We start from the raw sequence: 19,561 nt of genomic DNA on the forward strand, positions 1-19,561 counted from the left end.
CAAATATAATTAAAAATAAATAAAGTTTTATATTACAAATATAGGGAATATTTTTAAATATTACGCTTTTACGTAATATTTGTATTTATTACGTTTTTGTGTAATAATTTTATTTATTACAATATTGAGTAATATTTCAATTAATGAAAATTATAGCTTTTATTTCTTTAAAAAAGAAGCTAACTTAGCCTTCACAAAAGAATAAGCTTTGAATAAAGAAATCAAGATTATCGAATGTCCGCGAGATGCCATGCAAGGTATCAAAACTTTTATTCCGACAAAAAATAAGGTTTCGTACATACAGTCGTTGCTTCGAGTAGGCTTTGACACCATTGATTTTGGAAGTTTTGTTTCTCCAAAAGCAATTCCGCAAATGCAGGATACGGCCGAGGTTTTGGCGCAGCTTGATCTTTCTCAAACTACAAGCAAATTACTGGCGATAATTGCCAATACACAAGGAGCGGCAGCAGCTTCAGAACATGAAGCTATTCAGTATCTGGGATTTCCTTTTTCTATCTCAGAGAATTTTCAAATGCGAAATACCCATAAAACGATTGCTGAATCATTAATTACTCTCGAAGAAATTCTGGAAATCGCTGATAAGAAAAACAAAGAAGTAGTAACCTATCTTTCAATGGGGTTTGGAAATCCGTACGGAGATCCGTGGAATGTTGAAATAGTAGGCGAGTGGACCGAGAAACTTTCAAAAATGGGCGTGAAAATATTATCGCTTTCAGATACTGTCGGAAGTTCTACCCCAGAAGTGATTACTTATCTTTTTTCTAATTTAATTCCAAAATACCCTCAGATAGAATTTGGGGCTCATTTACATACTACACCAGATAGTTGGTTCGAAAAAATAGATGCCGCTTCAAAAGCAGGTTGTACACGTTTTGACGGAGCTATTCAGGGATTTGGAGGCTGTCCAATGGCAACCGATAAACTGACGGGAAATATGCCTACAGAAAAACTAATATCTTATTTTACAGCCAATAAAAAAACAACCGGCCTTAATTCTTTAAGTTTTGAAAGTGCTTATAATGAAGCATCAAAATTGTTCGGGAAATTTCATTAAAAAGTAGTACATTTATTATTTATATGTAATAACCATTCACAAAACAGTGTTATTGCAGACTATTTAATAGAGTAGTTATGAAAGCAAACATCCTAAATAGAATTCCTAAAATTTTAGTTTTTGCATTCCTGTTTTTTTCTTGTTCAAGTGATTTAGATTTTGATCAGGCCAACGATCTTAAGCTGGAACCTGTTTTTGTAGCTAATCTGGCTTATTTTAGCGTTCCGGCAACTGAATTGGTAAATGATGGATCACCCCAGGTCATCTCTGATGTTCAGGGTTTTGATGCTTTTAAGGATGAGTTTTTTAGAGATAATTTAGTAAAAACAGAATTTGATTTTGAGATTGATAATACTATAGTCAGAGCTTTTAGAATCGAGATGCAGCTTTTAGATGCTAATGATCAAGTACTTGAAACCAATCCTTATTCGGTTCCCGCGTATTCAGGAGGTTCTAATGTTATCAAATTTCCGACAGAAGTGTACGAAAATGAAAGATTGGAGCTTTTAAAGCAGACTGTTAAATTGAAATTTATTGTCTCAATGGAGTCTGGACCACCATTAGACGAAAACAGTGCTGGAAATTTGAAATTTCGCTCAAGTGCAACCGTTTATATGGTGATCGAATGAGGAAAGCCTACTTAATTTTAATGCTGTCTCTACAGTTTGTTTGTTTTAGTCAAAACAGACAGCTCTTGTATAATTTTACATCAATTCCACAAGCATCCTTGGTCAATCCTGGTGCAGATGTTTCGTATAAATACTATTTTGGTATTCCTGTTTTATCTGGAATTTCGGCTAACGTTGGTTCAAGCAGTTTTTCGGCTTATGATTTATTTGCCAATAATGGAGTCGATTTTAATGATAAAGTCCGAAAGATTGTAAACAACTCATCAAACAAAGACAAAGCTCAGGTTAATGAACAACTAGAATTATTTTCCGGAGGCTTTAGAATTGGAGGAGAAGACAGTCAGTCTTATATTTCATTCGGAGCCTATCAGGAGTTTGATTTTTTGATGTACGTCCCAAAGGATCCTGCCATATTTGCCTTATACGGAAACAAAGATTATGTCGGAAAATCATTTGATTTGGCTGATATCAATGTGAGGGCCGAAGTGCTTTCTGTTCTTCATGTTGGTTTTCATAAAAAGCTAAGTGAGAAATTTGTTTTAGGAGGTCGTGCCAAGTTGTATTCAAGTGGTGCCAATGCTACCTCTACACGAAATTCCGGGTTTATTTATACAACTCAAATTCCGGGAACTCCAAATCTTTATACACAAGTAATCTCGTCAAATCTGGAACTTAAAACTTCTGGAATTGCCAAATTTACCAAAGATGAATATGAAGGAAATGTTGCAAAAGATATTGCGCATAACACCTTTTTTAACGGTAGTTTAGGTTTGGGTTTAGATGCTGGATTTACTTACTACTTCAGGGATAATTTACAGTTTACGGCCAGTATCATCGATCTCGGATTTGTAAATCAGTCTAAAGATATTGAAACGATAACCTACAAAGGAAATTATAGATACGAGGGTGCAAATCCTATTTTCGAATTTACAGATGATCCCAAAGATGTTTTTGATGATTTCGAAAAAGCTATTCCACGCGATACGCTTTATAATAAATACACTACCTGGCGGCCAACCAAATTGTATTCTTCCATTCAGTATTCCTTTGGAGAATCCCGATCAGATGAAGAGTGCAACTGCAGAGCATCCTCTAAAAGAAGATATGTCAATGCAATTGGAGGACAAATGTTTGCCATGACAATGCCAAACGAGCCTTTTATAGCTTTTACGGTTTTTTACAAAAGAAGCATTTTCGAAAAATTAGATTTCAAGGCCACTTATACATTAGATTCTTATTCAAGTAAAAACATTGGTTTAGGGCTTTCTGGAACGATTGGAAAAGTCAATATCTATGCTCTCGTCGACAATGTTCTTGAATATCGAGATGTCTCGAAGGCGAATAGCCTGGCGTTTCAATTCGGAATCAATTTTATAGTCCCTGAATAATTTTCCACCATATAAGTAATATAAGTTCATTTTATTTTGTTGCGTGATAACATAGCGATCATATAAATAAGAGAAATCATTTCTTATATGATTAAAAAAAAACGCGGATTAAATTGAACTGCCCCCAAAAACTTATATCACTGCTATGAACTTATATGGTTTTAGAAAAAAATAAGACAAAAATCTTATATCACTGCTATGAACTTATATGGTTCAAAAAAAATTAAGAATAAGTTAGTATTCTTGTTTCCAATTTATTCACTATATTTGCACGCAATTCAACTAGAAATTGCAACATGATAGCACACAACTCCAAGATTATCGGCGAAGGTTTAACTTACGATGATGTATTATTAGTACCTAACTACTCGAATGTGCTTCCTCGCGAAGTGAGTATCAAATCAAAATTTTCAAGAAATATAACACTAAACGTTCCTATAGTATCAGCTGCTATGGATACCGTTACAGAGAGTGCAATGGCAATCGCTATGGCGCAGGAAGGCGGAATTGGTGTTTTACATAAAAACATGACCATCGAGCAACAAGCTGGAAAGGTTAGAAAAGTAAAACGTGCAGAGTCCGGAATGATTATCGATCCGGTAACATTACCAATGACTTCGACAATTGCAGATGCAAAAAATGCAATGAAAGAATTCGGAATTGGCGGTATTCCAATTGTTGACGAAAACAAAATTCTAAAAGGTATCGTTACTAATCGTGACTTACGTTTCGAGAAAAACGGTGCAAGACCAATTGCAGAGGTAATGACAAGTACTAACTTAGTTACTGTTGCCGAAGGAACTTCATTAGAACAAGCAGAAGTAGTTTTACAAGGTCACAAAATTGAGAAACTACCGGTTGTAAATGCTAAAAATGAATTGGTTGGTTTAATTACTTTCAGAGATATCACTAAATTGACTCAAAAACCAATCGCAAACAAAGACGTTTACGGACGTTTAAGAGTTGCTGCTGCTATTGGAGTTACAGGTGATGCTGTCGAAAGAGCTGCTGCACTAGTTGCAGCTGGTGTTGATGCTATTATTATCGATACTGCTCACGGACATACTGAAGGTGTTGTAAATACATTAAAAGAAGTAAAATCAAAATTCCCACAAATAGATGTAATTGTTGGAAACATCGCAACTCCTGAAGCCGCTAAATATTTAGTAGCCAATGGTGCTGACGGTGTTAAAGTTGGAATCGGACCTGGTTCTATCTGTACAACCCGTATTGTTGCCGGTGTAGGTTTTCCTCAATTCTCAGCAGTTTTAGAAGTTGCTGCAGCGATTAAAGGAACTGGAGTTCCTGTTATTGCTGATGGTGGAATTCGTTATACAGGAGATATCCCGAAAGCGATCGCTGCCGGTGCTGATTGCGTAATGTTAGGTTCATTACTGGCAGGAACAAAAGAATCTCCTGGAGAAACTATTATTTTCGAAGGAAGAAAATTCAAATCTTACCGCGGAATGGGTTCTGTTGAAGCAATGCAAACTGGTTCAAAAGACCGTTATTTCCAGGACGTTGAAGACGACGTTAAAAAATTAGTTCCGGAAGGAATTGTTGGTCGTGTTCCTTACAAAGGTGAATTAAACGAAAGTATGCTACAATTCATTGGTGGTCTTCGTGCCGGAATGGGATACTGTGGTTCAAAAGATATTCCAACTTTACAGGAAACTGGACGTTTTGTTAGAATCACGTCAAGCGGAATTACGGAAAGTCACCCACATAACGTAACTATCACAAAAGAAGCTCCAAATTATTCAAGATAATTTTTAGTTTTCATTATAAAACAAAGGGCATAAGAGTTTTAACCTTATGCCTTTTTTTATTTGTTTTTCGAGACCTCGGAAGTTTGTTTGAAATCACTTTTTGATTTTAATTGTAAAGTAAAATCGGTACTTTTTAGATCAAGATTAAAATCCATTACTAAAGTATTTCCGGTAATAAAATGATTTGGAATATCATAAATTAAATCCCCTTTTCCTATTCCGGCTCCATTTGTTTCAAATCTACTGTCCGACATTTTCATAGTATAGGTTTGTGTTATATCAAAGAATGCATTTTTTGAATTCATGCTTTTCAAACTGTATGTTGTGGTAATTTGCATTTCAATATTAATACCTGCAATGGGTAATGTTAAAGGGCTTTCCTGAATAAAAGATTCACCTATTTTTAGTTTTTTCTGCGGCATAACCAACTGTGAAAATGTGCTTTTAACGGTTTGGAAAATGATGTTTTTAAAACTTTCTTCCATGCCTTTTGAGACGATAGAATCCATTTCAGGCATAGTAGAAGATGACGTTTTACCATACAACAACGTACCGTTTGGAATTATAGTTTTTCCATTTGCGTCAATCGACTTTAAGTACTCAATTGTTATCGGAAAGTTTCCGCTTTTATCAGTTTTACCCGTTTTAGAAAGTGTTTCTAAATTAAAGCTATTTTTTATTTTCGTTGGATTCACTATTCCATTTTGCTTTAAATTTTCTAAAAATTTTTCGCTGCCGGAATACAAAACTTCGTAATCTGAAGAGTTAGATGTGGTTTGATTGTAAGTAGTTTCAGGTGAAGACCCTGCTTTGAAATCTAAAATTTGATTGGATTGTCCGTAATTAAAAACAGGAAATGAAATAAGAAAAAGTAGAAGTGTATTCTTCATGGTTTTAACCTTAAAACTATTTTGGTTTTAGATGTTTTAAGTGAGACGAAATTAGGAAAATAAAAAGGATCAGAAGTAAAAAAGAGATAGATTTTAAAGTTTAATCTTCTCGAAAGTTTAGACTATGCTTTTTCAATTCTGCTAATAGTTTCGGGATTGAACTTGGGCCAATTCCGTGTAATGACATAATTTCTTGTTTGGAATATTTTGATAAATCATGGGCAGTTTCGATTTCTTTATTTTCTAAAGCTCGTCTTGCCGGAGCTGACAATGAAGATAAAAGTTCGGATTGTGGTTTGCGTTCCTGCTCACAAATTGGACAAGTAGGGCAGTCACTAGTTTTGAAATAGTGATGCCCTTTTTTGCAAGTCCTGTTATTTTTTGAATTAGATTCCATCTGAAAGGTTGAAAATCTAAATTAGAAAAAAAATTTCACTAAAGAGCCGCTGTCTGTTTTTCTGTTTCTCTAATTTTCTGATTTTCTAAGATCTTTTGAATAAAAGGCTGCACCTGAGTTTCAATTTCAGACTCTGAGATATTTAATGCCTTAGGATCGTTTACTAATTCCAGCCATGGCTTTGGTCCATCAAAATTGTAGCTTCCAAAAACGATAACCGGAGTTCCTTTTACTTTTACATTTTCACTGTCTTTCAGAACCCATTCGTCTGCCCATTTATAAAGGTATTTTGCATCTTTTTCTAATAAACGCAAACAAGAATGCGAGGCAGGATAACCAGGTAATTCATATTGGTGAAAACCGACTCCCAGTTTATTCTCGATATTAAAATTCCATTTTAAATCCCATTCGTCATTAAAAGTACTTGTTGTTTTTTCAGCTTTCCAGTTGGTGAAAAACAATCCGGTTGGTGTTGGGTCTTTTTTTCTTCCCATATTGGTTGGTCCGGTATAAACTAGTTCGCCGTTTTCATAAGCGGCAAAAGTCTGCGTAGGGTAGGAGAAAATCAAAACTTTAGAAACATCTTCTAAAGCTGATACGTGTATTGGAAATGGCAAATAATAAACCAAATCGCCACTAAAATCATTCGGAATTACAACCGAGTCCATTTTGGTAATATTTGCTTTATCCGTTCTATTTATAGCATAGGCAATATGAAGTTTGGTTGAATCACCTTTGATGGAATCAAGCCATTGTTTTGTTTTTTCAAATTTAAAAGCAACAGTTGATTCTGGTTTTTTGTATTCAACGGTTTTGCGAATTTTTACTTCAGTTTGTCTTATAGTCTTCTTTTGTTCACAAGAACCTAACAAAACTACAACAAGTAGGCACAAAACATTTGATGTGTAATATAACTTTTTCATAAAAACTGGTTTTTTATATGATGTAAAGTTATTTTATTAATTGTCCAAATTAATTACACAATTTGCTGAATAGTTTATTTGATTATCATTCTAAGAAATTAAATTCATCTGATGTAAGTCGTCTAAAATTAGTTTGAAAAGCTGCAGTAGTGATTTCAAAGCCTCAAAGTCATGAATTTCGCCATCGATGAAATAGGACAATTCGTATTCACTCTCAGGAAGTTTTTCTTCCCAGATTCCCTTCTGATCTGAAATCATTAGATTTACTTCTTCTTGAGATTCAAGAAGAGTTCTAATTTCTTTGTTTTGTAATAATGTTTTTATTTTAAATTTATTATTACTCTTAATGGTAAAAGCTTTGTCAAATTCAGGATATCCAATTTCTACATCTTGTGCCCCAAATATTTTCTCTATTTTTCGAATAAAGCCTTCGCGATATATTTCGAATCTAAAGTTGTTTGATAAAGTAAGCGGAACGATAATTCTTGTAGTTTGACTGCTATATTTCCCTGACCAAACCGTAAAATTATCAAAAGTTATTTTCCATTTTCTGTATTCAATTTCAGTTGAGTCTGATCGCCAGGAATAGCCTTCTTTAAAAGTCCCGCCAGTTTCTTTTGAAAATTCTTGCCAGATGTTAATTTGATTTTTCATAAAACTTTAAGTTGATTGCTCTTTCCATGTTTCTAAAAACCATTTGCCACCAATTTTTTCAAAATAGAAATCTGAATATATTCCATTATCAACACCTCTGATTTCTACAACCGTTATGTTTTTTTTGATTTTTATCTTTTGTGTATAACGATCTAATTCACGAGTCAAAGCATCTTTTGGATAGGTGAAATCTAGTTTTGTGTAATCAGATTTTAAGATAGTTCGCTCTTTAAATTCGGACTTGTTTTTATCTAATTCTACCATAGATTCCAAGTCAATTTCCTTTACTTTTAACGGGAATTTTACTCGGCTAATTTGGAAAACCGAATCACGATTAAATTTAGCTAAAAATGTTTCAAAATTTTCCTCATTGACCATTGGAATTTGTTTTTCAGTCTTTTTACTCTCTTGTTTTAAAACTTCCGGTTTCACAATTTCATTTTTGCAATTGAAAAAAAGAAATGAAATAAGGAAAAGCAGTCCAATCAATTTTTGATTCATATCAAATTAGATAAAGTTCTTGATGTAGTTTTTTTTGAACTAATATACTTATAAAAACTTTAAGTCAATCCTTTTATCTTGGCGTGTTGTAAGAAAATGATAGTTTTTTTTCTACAATTTCGCATTTTCCGATCAAAAAAAGTTTTCTCTTTTTTAATGGTTTAAGTACCAATGGTTATATTTATAAAATCAGAAATGTTTTTAATCCATTCTATTTTGTTTTTCTTGAGATAGTTCTCGTGTCCTGTGTTTTTGTAGATATTAAGCTCCTTTTGTACTTTGAGGTTTGCATAAATTTCATCAATTTCTTTGCGACTAACACTTTTGTCTTTTTCTCCATAAAGAAGTAAAGTAGGACAATTTATATTTTTTGCATATTCAGTTGGATTGTGGCTAAATCCCCAAAATCCATTTTGAACGCCACCCCAGAAAAGTAAAATTCCGGCCATTGGAAAACTGGGTGCATTCATTTTTTTAAATCTGGTACATACAGTTGTGTACATCGAGCCGAACGGGCATTCAATGATTATTCCTTTTGGTTTTATTTTAGTATCACTAATGCATTTCATGATAGCAACAGCTCCCATTGAAGTACCAAATAAGTAAATATTTTTTTCTCCAGTTTGACTTAAGTAATCAAATGAAGTCTTCACTTCTTCGGCTTCATCAAAACCAATCGTGGTCTGATTTCCTTGAGAATTGCCACTTCCCATAAAATCGACAAGCATAGTACTGAAACCTAATTTTAGAAATTCATCCGATTTTGAAAGCATAGAAGATTTTTCTCCTCCATAACCATGAAATAATATAATTGTACCTTTTGAGTTTTGGGTTTTAATAAGCCAGCATTCAATTTCTTTATTACTATGTAGTTTTAAAGTTTCATATTTTTGAGAAGGGAGTTTAGTGTTTTTTGGTTTAGGATTATTCACTCCAAAAAATAAAGTTTTAGCTTTTTCAAAAGAAGATAATTTTTCCGGGCTTTTCGTTTTTTCGGAAATGTTGTCTGAAAAATGAGTGAATTTATATGCATGAAAAAAAGCAACAATATTTATAAGGATAAACACTGTTGCTATTATTATAAAATATATTTTTCGATTTTTAAGTAATTTCATTTGAATACTATTCAGATTTTAGTAACCGAAAATACTTAATTTTTTTTAAATCAACCCCTTTATCTTGGCATGCTGCAACAAAATAATAGTTTTCGCATCTACAATTTCGCCAGATTCAATCATAGCATATGCTTCATCAAAAGTGTATTCTAAAACTTCAATGTTTTCTTGTTCAGAAGCTAATCCGCCACCTTCGCTTACTTTCATGCTTTCATCATATTCGCCTGTAAACAAATATAAAATCTCGGTTACAGCACCTGGGGACATATAGGTTTGAGTAACTTTTTCAACTTTTTTAATGCGATAACCTGTTTCTTCTTCGGTTTCACGAATGATACATTCTTCAGGATTATCTTCATCTAAAAGACCTGCACAAACTTCAATCATCATTCCGGTTTTGTTTCCGTTAAGGAAAGTTGGTAAACGAAATTGCCTTGTTAGGATAACCGTTTTTTTAGTTGAGTTGTATAATAAAATTCCAGCTCCATTTCCGCGATCATAAACTTCGCGAACATGGGTCTGAATTTTTTCATTTTCTTTCTGATAACTGAAAGTAACCTTATTCAGGGTATACCAATTGTCTGATAATAACTTAGTTTCTATAACTTTAATTTCCGGGTTTTTCATGGCGTAAATATTTGTATAAAAAAACGCCCTGATTGTCAGAGCGTTTAGTAATTGTTATTTTGTTATTGTTTGCTTTCTGTCAGGTCCAACCGACACAATTTTGATTGGCACTCCAACTTCTGTTTCAATAAATTCAATATATTCTTTTAGCTCAATTGGCAATTGCTCATAAGTCGTTAAACCAGTTAAATCTGCTTGCCATCCTTTAAATTCTTTATAAACAGGAGTTACATTCTCTGGCTCAATGTTATAAGGAAAGTGAGAAATGATTTGTCCTTTGTAGTTGTATTCAGTACAAACTTTCAAAGTTTCGAATCCTGAAAGAACATCACCTTTCATCATCATTAATTGTGTAACACCGTTTACCTGAACAGCATATTTTAAAGCTACTAAGTCTAACCATCCACAACGTCTTTGTCTTCCTGTTACAGATCCAAATTCGTTTCCAACTCTTGCCATTGTAGCACCAACTTCATCAAAAAGTTCCGTTGGGAAAGGTCCGCTACCAACACGTGTAACGTAAGCTTTAAAAATTCCGTAAACTTCTTTGATTTTGTTAGGAGCAATTCCTAAACCAGTACAAGCTCCGGCAGCAGTAGTATTTGATGATGTAACAAAAGGATAAGTTCCGAAATCAACATCTAATAATGAACCTTGCGCTCCTTCACATAAAATAGATTTACCCGCTTTTTGAGCCTGGTACATGTATTCTTCACTATCAATAAAATCTAATTTTTTTAATTCTTCGATAGCTTCAAAAAACTCTTTTTCAAGTTCAGCTAAATTATATTGAATAGCAACATCATAAAAAGCAATCATTGCTTCATGTTTGTCTGCTAACGCTCTGTATCTTTCTTTGAAATCTTCTAATTCAACATCTCCAACACGCAATCCGTTTCTACCCGTTTTGTCCATATAAGTTGGACCAATTCCTTTTAATGTAGAACCAATTTTTGCTTTTCCTTTTGATGCTTCAGAAGCTGCATCTAATAAACGGTGTGTTGGTAAAATTAAATGTGCTTTTCTTGAAATGATCAATTTGCTTTTGATGTCAAGGTTAAATTTCTCTAAACCTTCAATTTCTTTTTGAAAAACTACCGGATCTATTACAACACCATTTCCAATGATGTTAATTGAATTTTTATGAAAAATTCCAGAAGGAATGGTTCTTAGTACGTGTTTAATTCCATCAAATTCTAATGTATGTCCTGCATTTGGTCCTCCTTGAAAACGTGCAATAATATCATAATTTGAGGTAAGAACGTCAACAATTTTTCCTTTACCTTCATCTCCCCATTGTAATCCTAGTAATAAATCTACGGTCATTCTGTTTTAATTTGCGTTGAGGCAATTTAAGTTGCCCTACTGATTAATGTAGTTAATTTTCTTTTTTTTTATTTTTTGAATAATTCCTTTCCGGATTATTGTTTTTGCTTTTTGTTTCCGTAGAAATAAAGTGAATGATTCGTAATTTCGATATCAAATATTTCTTCGATTGTTTTTTTGATGGTTTGAATTCTTGGATCGCAAAATTCAATTACTTCGCCAGAATCGGTCATAATAATATGATCGTGCTGTTTGTCGAAATACGATTTTTCGTAGTAAGCCTGATTTTGTCCAAATTGATGTTTTCTAACCAAAGCGCAGTCTAACAATAACTCGATCGTGTTGTATAAGGTTGCTCTACTCACACGATAGTTTTTGTTTTTCATTTTAATATAAAGGTTCTCTATATCAAAATGCTCTTCGCTATCGTAAATTTCCTGAAGTATAGCATAACGCTCAGGAGTTTTGCGATGCCCTTTTTGCTCAAGATACATTGTAAAAACATTTTTTACAATTTCTTGATTCTTAGTGTTGTCAGTTGAAATGAGTGTCATATCCGGCAAAGATAAATTTTTATTTTTAATGAATAAAAGTTTCGGGTTTAAAGTTTAACGTTAGAATATCGATTTGATTAATAATAATGTAATAAATACAGGCTTTTGACCCCATTGTTTTTACGAAGTCCAAACAAACTTAATTAACATAATTATTTTTATTTATGATAAAACTAACAAATTTTTATTTGGTTTTTGACATGTACATGTACCAGTTCCATTCCCAGGTTTTTCCTTTATCATCAGACATGGCCTGACTCCAGACGGGATTGTTTTCATCTCTTGCATCCCAGCGAAATACCTGCAATACATTTTTGCCTTCAAAAATATCTTCTGAGAAAAAATGACCTACTTTGTTTTCAAATGAGCCAAAGACTGGTCTGTCTAAAGTTCCTGTAGTGGAATCAGCCCAATAAATACTCCACAATTTTGTTTTCGGATTAAATAATCGAACTGTCATGCCTTCAAAAGGTTCTCCATCAAAAGTGGCAAGGAAATTATCAATATTGCCAATACCGTTTAAAATCTTGTACATTTCCTGGGTTGACGGAAATTCGATCCATTCAGTACAATTCGCAAATCGCTGTTTTAGTTTTTTATTTTTAATAACAGATTTTCCCTGAAAAAAATCGAAATCATCTTTTGACGAAGACTCCGAAGCTACAATTAAAAGTGCTCCATTTTCATCAAACTGTATTTTAGGAATTTCTAAGGAATCTGATTTCATAAATTTAGAAATAATTAGGTTCTATACTCTCGAGTTACTTTATCGACACCGTCAATTTTTTTGATGGCATTGATCATTTTCTTCAAAATTGTATTATTCTTTACAATAACTGCGATCTGTCCGTGAAAAATTCCGGCATCTGTACTCAAAGAAATGCTTTGAATATTTACACTCATATTATTCGAAATAACTCTTGTCAATTGATTAGTAAGCCCCAAAACATCCATTCCGGTAATATTGATAATGGCTTTGAATTCTTCCTGAGAAGAGTCAATCCATTTCGCGCTCATGATACGATAGGCATAGTTAGACTGCATTCCGATGGCGTTTGGACAGTCTTTTTTATGTACTTTAATTCCTTCATTGATGGTTACAAAACCAAAAACATCGTCACCCGGGATTGGGTTACAACATTGCGAAAGTTTATAATCAAGTTTGTCATGTTCTGTTCCAAAAACCAGCATATCATAATTACTGCTGATGACTGGCTTATGAATATCTTCATCGGCAGTATCTTTATTTCTTTTAATTTTATTTTTAAAGAAATTGATAATCGTGTTGCTCTTTTGAGCTGCATAATCTTTTAACTGCTGATTTTCAATGGCACCAATTCCAACTCTGTAAAATAAATCCAGACTGGTTTTTAGTTTGAAGAAGTTTACCAACTCATTGATAACCTGTTCGCTGATGGTTATTTTAAGATGTTTTAATTTTCTTGTAAGTAATTCTTTTCCTTCTTCAGCAATTTTTTTGGTGTTCTCGTTAAGAACGTTTTTAATTTTATTTTTGGCACGTGATGTTGTTACATATTCCAACCAGTTCACTGTTGGTTTTTGGTTGGCTGATGTAATAACTTCAACCTGATCACCACTTTTTAATTCGTAATTTAACGGAACTAAACGTCCATTTACGCGCGTTCCTCTTGTTCTAATTCCGATTTCAGAGTGAATACTAAAAGCGAAATCTAAAGAAGTCGCACCTTTTGGTAATGATTTAATTTCTCCTTTTGGTGTAAAGACGAAGATTTCTTTTGAATATAGATTCATTTTAAAATCTTCCACAAAATCCACCGCATTGGTTTCTTGATTCTCTAACGCTTCACGAAGAAGATTTAGCCAAACATCCAATCCGCTTTCTTCCGTTGCGCCGTTTTTATATTTGTAATGTGCTGCGTAACCTTTTTCGGCAATTTCGTCCATACGCTCGCTTCGCACCTGTACTTCAACCCAACGACCTTTTGGTCCCATAACGGTAATGTGCAAAGCCTCGTAACCAGTTGATTTTGGAGATGAAATCCAATCGCGCAAACGACTCGGGCTCGGTCTATAGTGATCTGTTACAATCGAATAGATTTTCCAGGCCACAAATTTCTCATCATGCGGATCTGCTTTGTAAACGATTCTAAGCGCGAATTTGTCGTATACTTCATCAAAACTTACGTTTTGCGCACGCATTTTTCGGCGGATCGAATAAATAGATTTCGGACGCCCTTTTATGATATAATCAATTTCTTCTTTATCCAGAGAATTCTTCAAAACATCCGAAATATCTTTGATATAAGCATCTTGCTCTTCTTTCGTTTCTCTGATTTTGCTGACAATATCATTGTAAACATTCGGTTCAGTGTATTTTAAACCTAAATCTTCGAGCTTGGTTTTAATGTTATAAAGTCCCAAACGATGGGCAAGTGGGGCATAAATATATAAAGTTTCTGAAGCAATTTTGGTCTGTTTGTATTCTACCATCGAATCCATTGTCTGCATATTATGAAGACGATCGGCCAATTTGATCAGAATAACACGAACATCATCGTTCAGTGTAAGGATCATTTTTCTGAAATTCTCAGCCTGCATAGAGGCATTTAAATCTTTTTGAACCAGCGAAATTTTAGTCAGACCTTCTACTAATTGTGCCACTTTTGGGTTGAATAATCTTTCAATATCTTCAACTGTAATTGGAGTATCTTCGACAACATCGTGCAATAAGGCCGCAGCAATAGAGGTCGCTCCCAAACCAATTTCGGAAGCAACAATTTTTGCAACTGCAATAGGATGAAAGATATACGCTTCGCCAGATTTGCGTCTTTGTTCTTTATGTGCATCAACAGCCACATCAAATGCTTTCCGGATTAGTTTTTTATCAGCGGGTGTTAAAGTCTGGTAACTTATTCGAAGTAATTCTTTGTATTCCTGCGCAATCGCTTTGTTTTCTTTTTCAATATCTATTTCTATCATAACGGCATAGTTCAAGTACTAAAAATAAGCATTAGTTTGAATATACGCAAGGGAAACTAAGAATGAAATTAATTTGTTTCAAGTTTCAGGTTTCAAGTTTTTTACTAGGATTTTCGTCCCAGTTTTCAACCTGAAACTTGAAACAAAACTTATTCTTTAGAAAAATCCAAATCCTGAAAATCGTAACTAAAATCAGTTAATTCAGAAATTGGTAGCATTTTTAAGTTGATTGCTTTTCCGTTTTCATCGTATTTGAAAAGTAGATGAGCATCGGCATGGAAAAATGCATTGTTCCACTTTACCACATAGTTGCCATCTTTGTAGAAAAAAACTTCTCCAACTAATTGAGAAGATCGTTTTGAAGCAAAATAGAGTTTTCCTTTTTTCTCTGTTATCGTAATTTCTCCAAACCAATTGTCTTTGTAAGTTCCGATGATTTTAGCAAAATCAGTTTTTATTTTGTCTTTTTTGTTTTTGGCAACAGTTGCCCAAACTTCATCCGTTACTTTATCTGCAGATGCTTCACTAGCTTTCACTCGATTGCTGTAAACCGTCACATAATCATCTGATTTAACACCTAAATAACTGTCTTTAATGGTGTTGGTAATAGCACTAAATGCAGCTCCGGATTGTTGATTGGTTAATACAATAATTCCCAAACCTATTTCAGGAATCAAAGTCGTTTGTGTCACATTCCCTTCTAATCCTCCGGTGTGTGAAACTTGTTTGTATCCTTTCACATCACTTAAAAACCATCCTAAACCATATCCTGAAAAATGAGTATTGTAAGGAGGTCTTGTTTTGGCTGGAATAATGGTTTGTAATTGCCACATTTCATCGTGTTCCTTCTCTGAAAACAACTGTTTATTATCCCCGTATTTTCCGTTATTGATTTGTACAATCGCCCATTTACTCAAATCGTTTACACTAGAATAAATTCCGGCAGCTCCATCAAAAAGATTATTTTCATAACGTTTGATCGTTTTTAATTTTCCGTCAATCGGAACGTGAGGCGTGATGACATTTGAAGTATCCTTTAAACGTTTTACAGAAGCTACACTTTTATCCATTTCTAATGGTTTCATGATGCGTGTTTCTACAAAATCAGCCCAGGTTTGACCGCTCACAACGTGAACAATTTCACCTGCAATTATATACATCAGGTTATCGTAATCGTATTTAGTCCTAAAACTGGAAACTGGTTTTAAATATCTAAGATTATGAACAATATCTGCTGCTTTAAAATCACTTCCGTCAGGCCAGATCATTAAATCTCCGGCTCCAAGTCCGAGACCGCTTCTATGCGTTAGTAAGTCGCGAATGGTGAATTCTTTTGTAACATAATCATCATGCATTTTAAAATCGGGAAGATATTGAATCACTTTATCATCCCATTTTATTTTTTTCTCATCCACTAACATAGCAAGCGCAGCGGTTGTAAAAGCTTTACTGTTTGATGCAATTCCGAAAAGCGTATTGGCATCTACTTTTTCCTGCGTTGTTATTGATTTTACGCCATAACCTTTTGCTAAAACTACTTTTCCGTCTTTCACAATCGCAACCGCAATTCCGGGAACATCAAAAGCTTTTATGGTTCGATTTACCAATTCATCTACTTCAGTATTGGTTATTTGTGCCGAAAGTGAAAAACTAAATAATAATGCTAAAAAAGATAATTTGTAGTTCATGAGTAGGTGGTGTTTAGTTAAATCCTCTTTGACGTTTAGCTTCAAAAATTAAAATTGCCGCCGCAACCGAAACGTTCATACTGTCGATTTCGCCCTGCATTGGAATAATGATATTTTGTGTAGCTGCATCACGCCATTCCTGTGTTAATCCGGTGGCTTCGGTACCGACAACTAAAGCTGTTGGAGTAGTGAAATTCTGGGTATGATAAGAGGTTGAATTCTGTAATGTAGCGCAATAAAAGTCAATCTTTTTTTCTTTTAAAAAAGCAATGATTTCGTCTGTGGTTCCGGTTGCGATTTGGTTGGTAAACAAACAACCTACGCTTGAACGCACAATATTTGGATTGTATAAATCACTTTTTGGATTGGCAATTAGTACCGCATCAAGATTGGCAGCATCTGCAGTACGCAAAAGCGCTCCGATATTGCCTGGTTTTTCTGGTGCTTCGGCCACTAAAATTAGAGGATTATCAGATAGTTTTAAATCTGACAATTGCATTGATTTGGTTTTGGCAACAGCCAAAATTCCTTCGGTAGTATCGCGGTAAGCCAGTTTTTGATAAACTTCTTTGTTGATTTCGATTAATTGAACGGGTGAATTCACCAATTTATTAATCTGATTTTCAGTAACCAATTCGGGTAAAAACAAAACGGTTTCTAATTCGTAACCACCTTTTAATGCTATTGAAATTTCACGTAAACCTTCAATCAAAAATGCTCCGGTTAGTTTGCGGGCTTTTGCTTTTTCCTGCAGTAAAACAAGTGATTTTATAAACGGATTTTGAATGGAAGTGATTTGTTTCATTTTTTTAAAGGCTCAAAGTTGCAAAGGTTCAAAGGTACAGAGTTTTTTTCTTCCTGCAAGGTTTTCGAAACCTTGTAGGTTTCAGTAATATGAAACAAAAAAGTTTGCCACAAATTAGACGAATTTCCACTAATTTTTATTCGTCTAATACGAAATACTAATTCGTGTAAATCCTTGAAATTCGTGGCAAAAATAATCTATTCTTCAGTAGAAGCAGTTTCCTCTACAAGTTCTTCCTCTTCTTTTGGTCTTGTCATAACCTGATCTTTTTTGCCGAAAAAGAATTTCTTTACGGCTGCAAATGCCGCAATAAGGCCGATGACAATAACTTTTCCAAATTTTGCCAAAATAGCAAAGAAGCCGACTTTTGCCAAAACTTTTCCAGCCACTAAGCCTCCAATAGTCCATGCTGCAACAGTATCAGTATCGGCGTCAAAGTCTAAGTATTTATGTCCGTCATTGAATTCAACGCTTTTCAGGATTCCCGGAATACTAGCTTTTACTTCTGCAAGTTCGCCCATGTTTGAAACGGCTGAAATATTGTACATTCCTTTTCTTCCTAAAACTCTTAAATCGTAGTTTAAGGTATTGACTTCGTCTTTGCCAAATTTTAATTCTTTTGCCCAATGCAATACTTTTAAGTTAGTATCGTAATAAGGTTTTGACGCCCAGCCAATTAATTGAACTTCTGCATAACCACCTTTTTTTCTTTCTTCATTTTCAGCTTTCATGTCTTCCTGCATAGTCTTAAGCAGATCGTCGTAGTCAATATCATTTGCGTCATCGTCTTTTACAAAACCATCGCCTTGATAGCTTATTACAAACAACCAGCTGTTGCTGTGAGTAACGCCTTTCCCGTCCGGAACAAGTGAACCTAAAACGGATTCATCTTTCGGATTTCCCCATAAATCACTTAAAACGTGCTGGGTTTGTGCTCCGTTTAAGAATTTAAATCCTTTAGGAACGTTTACTATTCCTTCTCCTTCAGTTAAAGTAATTTTCCCTGTTTCATATTTCAGGGATTGCTCAATTTTGTCATAATAGGCTGCAGTAGTATCAGCCTGTGCCATCATTTTCGGACTAAAAATAAGACATAGAAAAATACTTAGTAGAATTCTTTTCATTGGTTTTGGTTGGTTTTAATTGGTTGATTATTGGGGTTGTTGAATTTATTTTTGAAGTATTTGCGGAATTTCACTAGCTACAGGATGTGAAGTGGTAAAATTATATCCCATAATTTTAGCAATGGTTTGTGCAAATTGTTTTTGATACAATTGTGCAGCTGTATTCATTTCACCTTTTGCTACAATTTCTGGACCCATCGCGGCAAACCAAATTTCAGATGCACCCACCACATCAGAACCGTGATCTGTCCATTGGGCTTTTGTTTTGTCGCCACGGCCGTGATCTACAGTGATTAGTAAAGTGGTTTTATTTTTGTATTGTGGGTCATTTTGCACGAAATCCCAGATTTCTTTTATCCATTTGTCAACCTGATTGGCAGCGTCAAGATAGGATCTGTAATGTCCGTGATGTGCCCATTCATCTGTTTCGCCATAAGCGATATAAAGTACTTTTGGTCTATTGGTTTTAAGTTCGTTTAGAGCTTGATAATGTGTAAAAACATCCAGACATTCGTCTTCATGAAAAGGTTTATACGAATTATTACGCATGTCATTTAACAACTTTTGAGTTGCTGTAGGTTTGTTTCCTCCAACATTATCATACGCTGAAATAACCGGAAAACCACTTCTTTCTTCATTCAAAATTCGGTCAAAAGCGTCCCAGGCACCGAAAGCCGCTGTTTTTCCTTTAAGTTTTGGCTGTTGATTTAGAAATTCTAAAATATTCACATTTGGATTAGCCTTATAACCATTTGAATTAATGGCTACATCAACATTTCCGGTCATAATTTCACTATATCCGGGATAACTGAACCAATAAGGATTGGATACATCGACTTTGTTCCCAAGATCACGATTGCCATAAATTTGCCCTTTAGAAGCAATTTCTAACCATAAAAAAGGCATTATTTTTTTACGACTTTCTTTAAAATCTGCACTTGAATATTTCTTATAAATATAAGTGCTGTCTCCCTGATTGAATCTTTTATCATTGGCAATTGCCGGATCCATTCCTTTAAACACTTCCTGCCATCTAAAACCGTCTGTGGTAATGATGATGATGTTTTCTGTCTTTTGTGCTGAGGACAAAAAACATGTGAAAACAAGAACAATTAAAATTAGTTTTTTCATATTT

Annotated in this window: 19 protein-coding genes; 4 read left to right on the forward strand and 15 right to left on the reverse strand. The window is 34.2% G+C overall.

All coding sequences use genetic code 11. The annotated features are described in order from the left end of the window. Positions 1-208 precede the first annotated feature (208 nt). The 4 genes from Q7C23_RS15315 to guaB all read left to right on the forward strand — a co-directional run bounded on the left by Q7C23_RS15315 (position 209) and on the right by guaB (position 4,861). Positions 209-1,075 carry a hydroxymethylglutaryl-CoA lyase gene (locus tag Q7C23_RS15315; RefSeq protein ID WP_375033357.1) on the forward strand — a complete coding sequence of 289 codons (867 nt, stop codon included), beginning with the start codon at positions 209-211 and terminating at the stop codon, positions 1,073-1,075. A gap of 77 nt (positions 1,076-1,152) precedes the next feature. Next, positions 1,153-1,704: a hypothetical protein gene (locus tag Q7C23_RS15320; RefSeq protein ID WP_375033358.1), complete on the forward strand. Its 552-nt coding sequence runs from the start codon at positions 1,153-1,155 to the stop codon at positions 1,702-1,704. Between the two features lie 65 nt (positions 1,705-1,769). Then, entirely contained in the window at positions 1,770-3,092 is a 1,323-nt protein-coding gene (locus tag Q7C23_RS15325; protein ID WP_375033359.1) for a DUF5723 family protein, read from the forward strand. Between the two features lie 296 nt (positions 3,093-3,388). Continuing rightward, positions 3,389-4,861 (forward strand): IMP dehydrogenase, encoded by a 1,473-nt coding sequence (guaB, locus tag Q7C23_RS15330; protein WP_072975780.1) that lies wholly within the window; start codon positions 3,389-3,391, stop codon positions 4,859-4,861. Positions 4,862-4,917: 56 nt separating this feature from the next. Here the strand turns inward: guaB and Q7C23_RS15335 are convergent, their stop codons facing one another. The 15 genes from Q7C23_RS15335 to Q7C23_RS15405 all read right to left on the reverse strand — a co-directional run bounded on the left by Q7C23_RS15335 (position 4,918) and on the right by Q7C23_RS15405 (position 19,557). Beyond that, positions 4,918-5,751, reverse strand: coding sequence for a hypothetical protein (locus Q7C23_RS15335; protein WP_375033360.1), 834 nt, complete (start codon positions 5,749-5,751; stop codon positions 4,918-4,920). Between the two features lie 100 nt (positions 5,752-5,851). After that, positions 5,852-6,148, reverse strand: coding sequence for a hypothetical protein (locus tag Q7C23_RS15340; RefSeq protein WP_375033361.1), 297 nt, complete (start codon positions 6,146-6,148; stop codon positions 5,852-5,854). Between the two features lie 38 nt (positions 6,149-6,186). Continuing rightward, positions 6,187-7,071, reverse strand: coding sequence for a L,D-transpeptidase (locus tag Q7C23_RS15345; protein WP_375033362.1), 885 nt, complete (start codon positions 7,069-7,071; stop codon positions 6,187-6,189). 90 nt (positions 7,072-7,161) lie between these two features. Next, positions 7,162-7,725, reverse strand: coding sequence for a hypothetical protein (locus Q7C23_RS15350; RefSeq protein WP_375033363.1), 564 nt, complete (start codon positions 7,723-7,725; stop codon positions 7,162-7,164). Between the two features lie 6 nt (positions 7,726-7,731). Then, positions 7,732-8,226, reverse strand: coding sequence for a hypothetical protein (locus tag Q7C23_RS15355; RefSeq protein ID WP_375033364.1), 495 nt, complete (start codon positions 8,224-8,226; stop codon positions 7,732-7,734). A gap of 161 nt (positions 8,227-8,387) precedes the next feature. Continuing rightward, positions 8,388-9,341: an alpha/beta hydrolase gene (locus Q7C23_RS15360; RefSeq protein ID WP_375033365.1), complete on the reverse strand. Its 954-nt coding sequence runs from the start codon at positions 9,339-9,341 to the stop codon at positions 8,388-8,390. A 45-nt stretch (positions 9,342-9,386) separates the two neighbouring features. Then, a complete protein-coding gene (locus Q7C23_RS15365; protein ID WP_375033366.1) occupies positions 9,387-9,968 on the reverse strand; it encodes an NUDIX domain-containing protein in 582 nt (193 codons plus the stop codon). Between the two features lie 54 nt (positions 9,969-10,022). Further along, the gene (locus Q7C23_RS15370) at positions 10,023-11,294 is read right to left on the reverse strand and encodes an adenylosuccinate synthase (protein WP_375033367.1); all 1,272 of its coding nucleotides are present in this window, start codon (positions 11,292-11,294) and stop codon (positions 10,023-10,025) included. 95 nt (positions 11,295-11,389) lie between these two features. Beyond that, the gene (locus Q7C23_RS15375; protein ID WP_026981862.1) at positions 11,390-11,848 is read right to left on the reverse strand and encodes a Fur family transcriptional regulator; all 459 of its coding nucleotides are present in this window, start codon (positions 11,846-11,848) and stop codon (positions 11,390-11,392) included. A gap of 184 nt (positions 11,849-12,032) precedes the next feature. After that, on the reverse strand, positions 12,033-12,575 hold the full coding sequence (locus tag Q7C23_RS15380; RefSeq protein ID WP_375033368.1) for a hypothetical protein: 543 nt from the start codon (positions 12,573-12,575) through the stop codon (positions 12,033-12,035). A 14-nt stretch (positions 12,576-12,589) separates the two neighbouring features. Further along, a complete protein-coding gene (locus tag Q7C23_RS15385; RefSeq protein WP_072975766.1) occupies positions 12,590-14,809 on the reverse strand; it encodes a bifunctional (p)ppGpp synthetase/guanosine-3',5'-bis(diphosphate) 3'-pyrophosphohydrolase in 2,220 nt (739 codons plus the stop codon). A 149-nt stretch (positions 14,810-14,958) separates the two neighbouring features. Beyond that, positions 14,959-16,497, reverse strand: coding sequence for a serine hydrolase (locus Q7C23_RS15390; protein ID WP_375033369.1), 1,539 nt, complete (start codon positions 16,495-16,497; stop codon positions 14,959-14,961). A 13-nt stretch (positions 16,498-16,510) separates the two neighbouring features. Further along, the gene (locus Q7C23_RS15395) at positions 16,511-17,302 is read right to left on the reverse strand and encodes a TrmH family RNA methyltransferase (protein ID WP_375033370.1); all 792 of its coding nucleotides are present in this window, start codon (positions 17,300-17,302) and stop codon (positions 16,511-16,513) included. Positions 17,303-17,499: 197 nt separating this feature from the next. Beyond that, positions 17,500-18,426 carry a DUF2167 domain-containing protein gene (locus tag Q7C23_RS15400; protein WP_375033371.1) on the reverse strand — a complete coding sequence of 309 codons (927 nt, stop codon included), beginning with the start codon at positions 18,424-18,426 and terminating at the stop codon, positions 17,500-17,502. Positions 18,427-18,471: 45 nt separating this feature from the next. Next, positions 18,472-19,557 carry a phosphoglyceromutase gene (locus Q7C23_RS15405; RefSeq protein ID WP_375033372.1) on the reverse strand — a complete coding sequence of 362 codons (1,086 nt, stop codon included), beginning with the start codon at positions 19,555-19,557 and terminating at the stop codon, positions 18,472-18,474. Positions 19,558-19,561 lie beyond the last annotated feature (4 nt).

Source organism: Flavobacterium sp. LAR06, from assembly GCF_041946075.1.
Taxonomy (GTDB): Bacteria; Bacteroidota; Bacteroidia; order Flavobacteriales; family Flavobacteriaceae; genus Flavobacterium.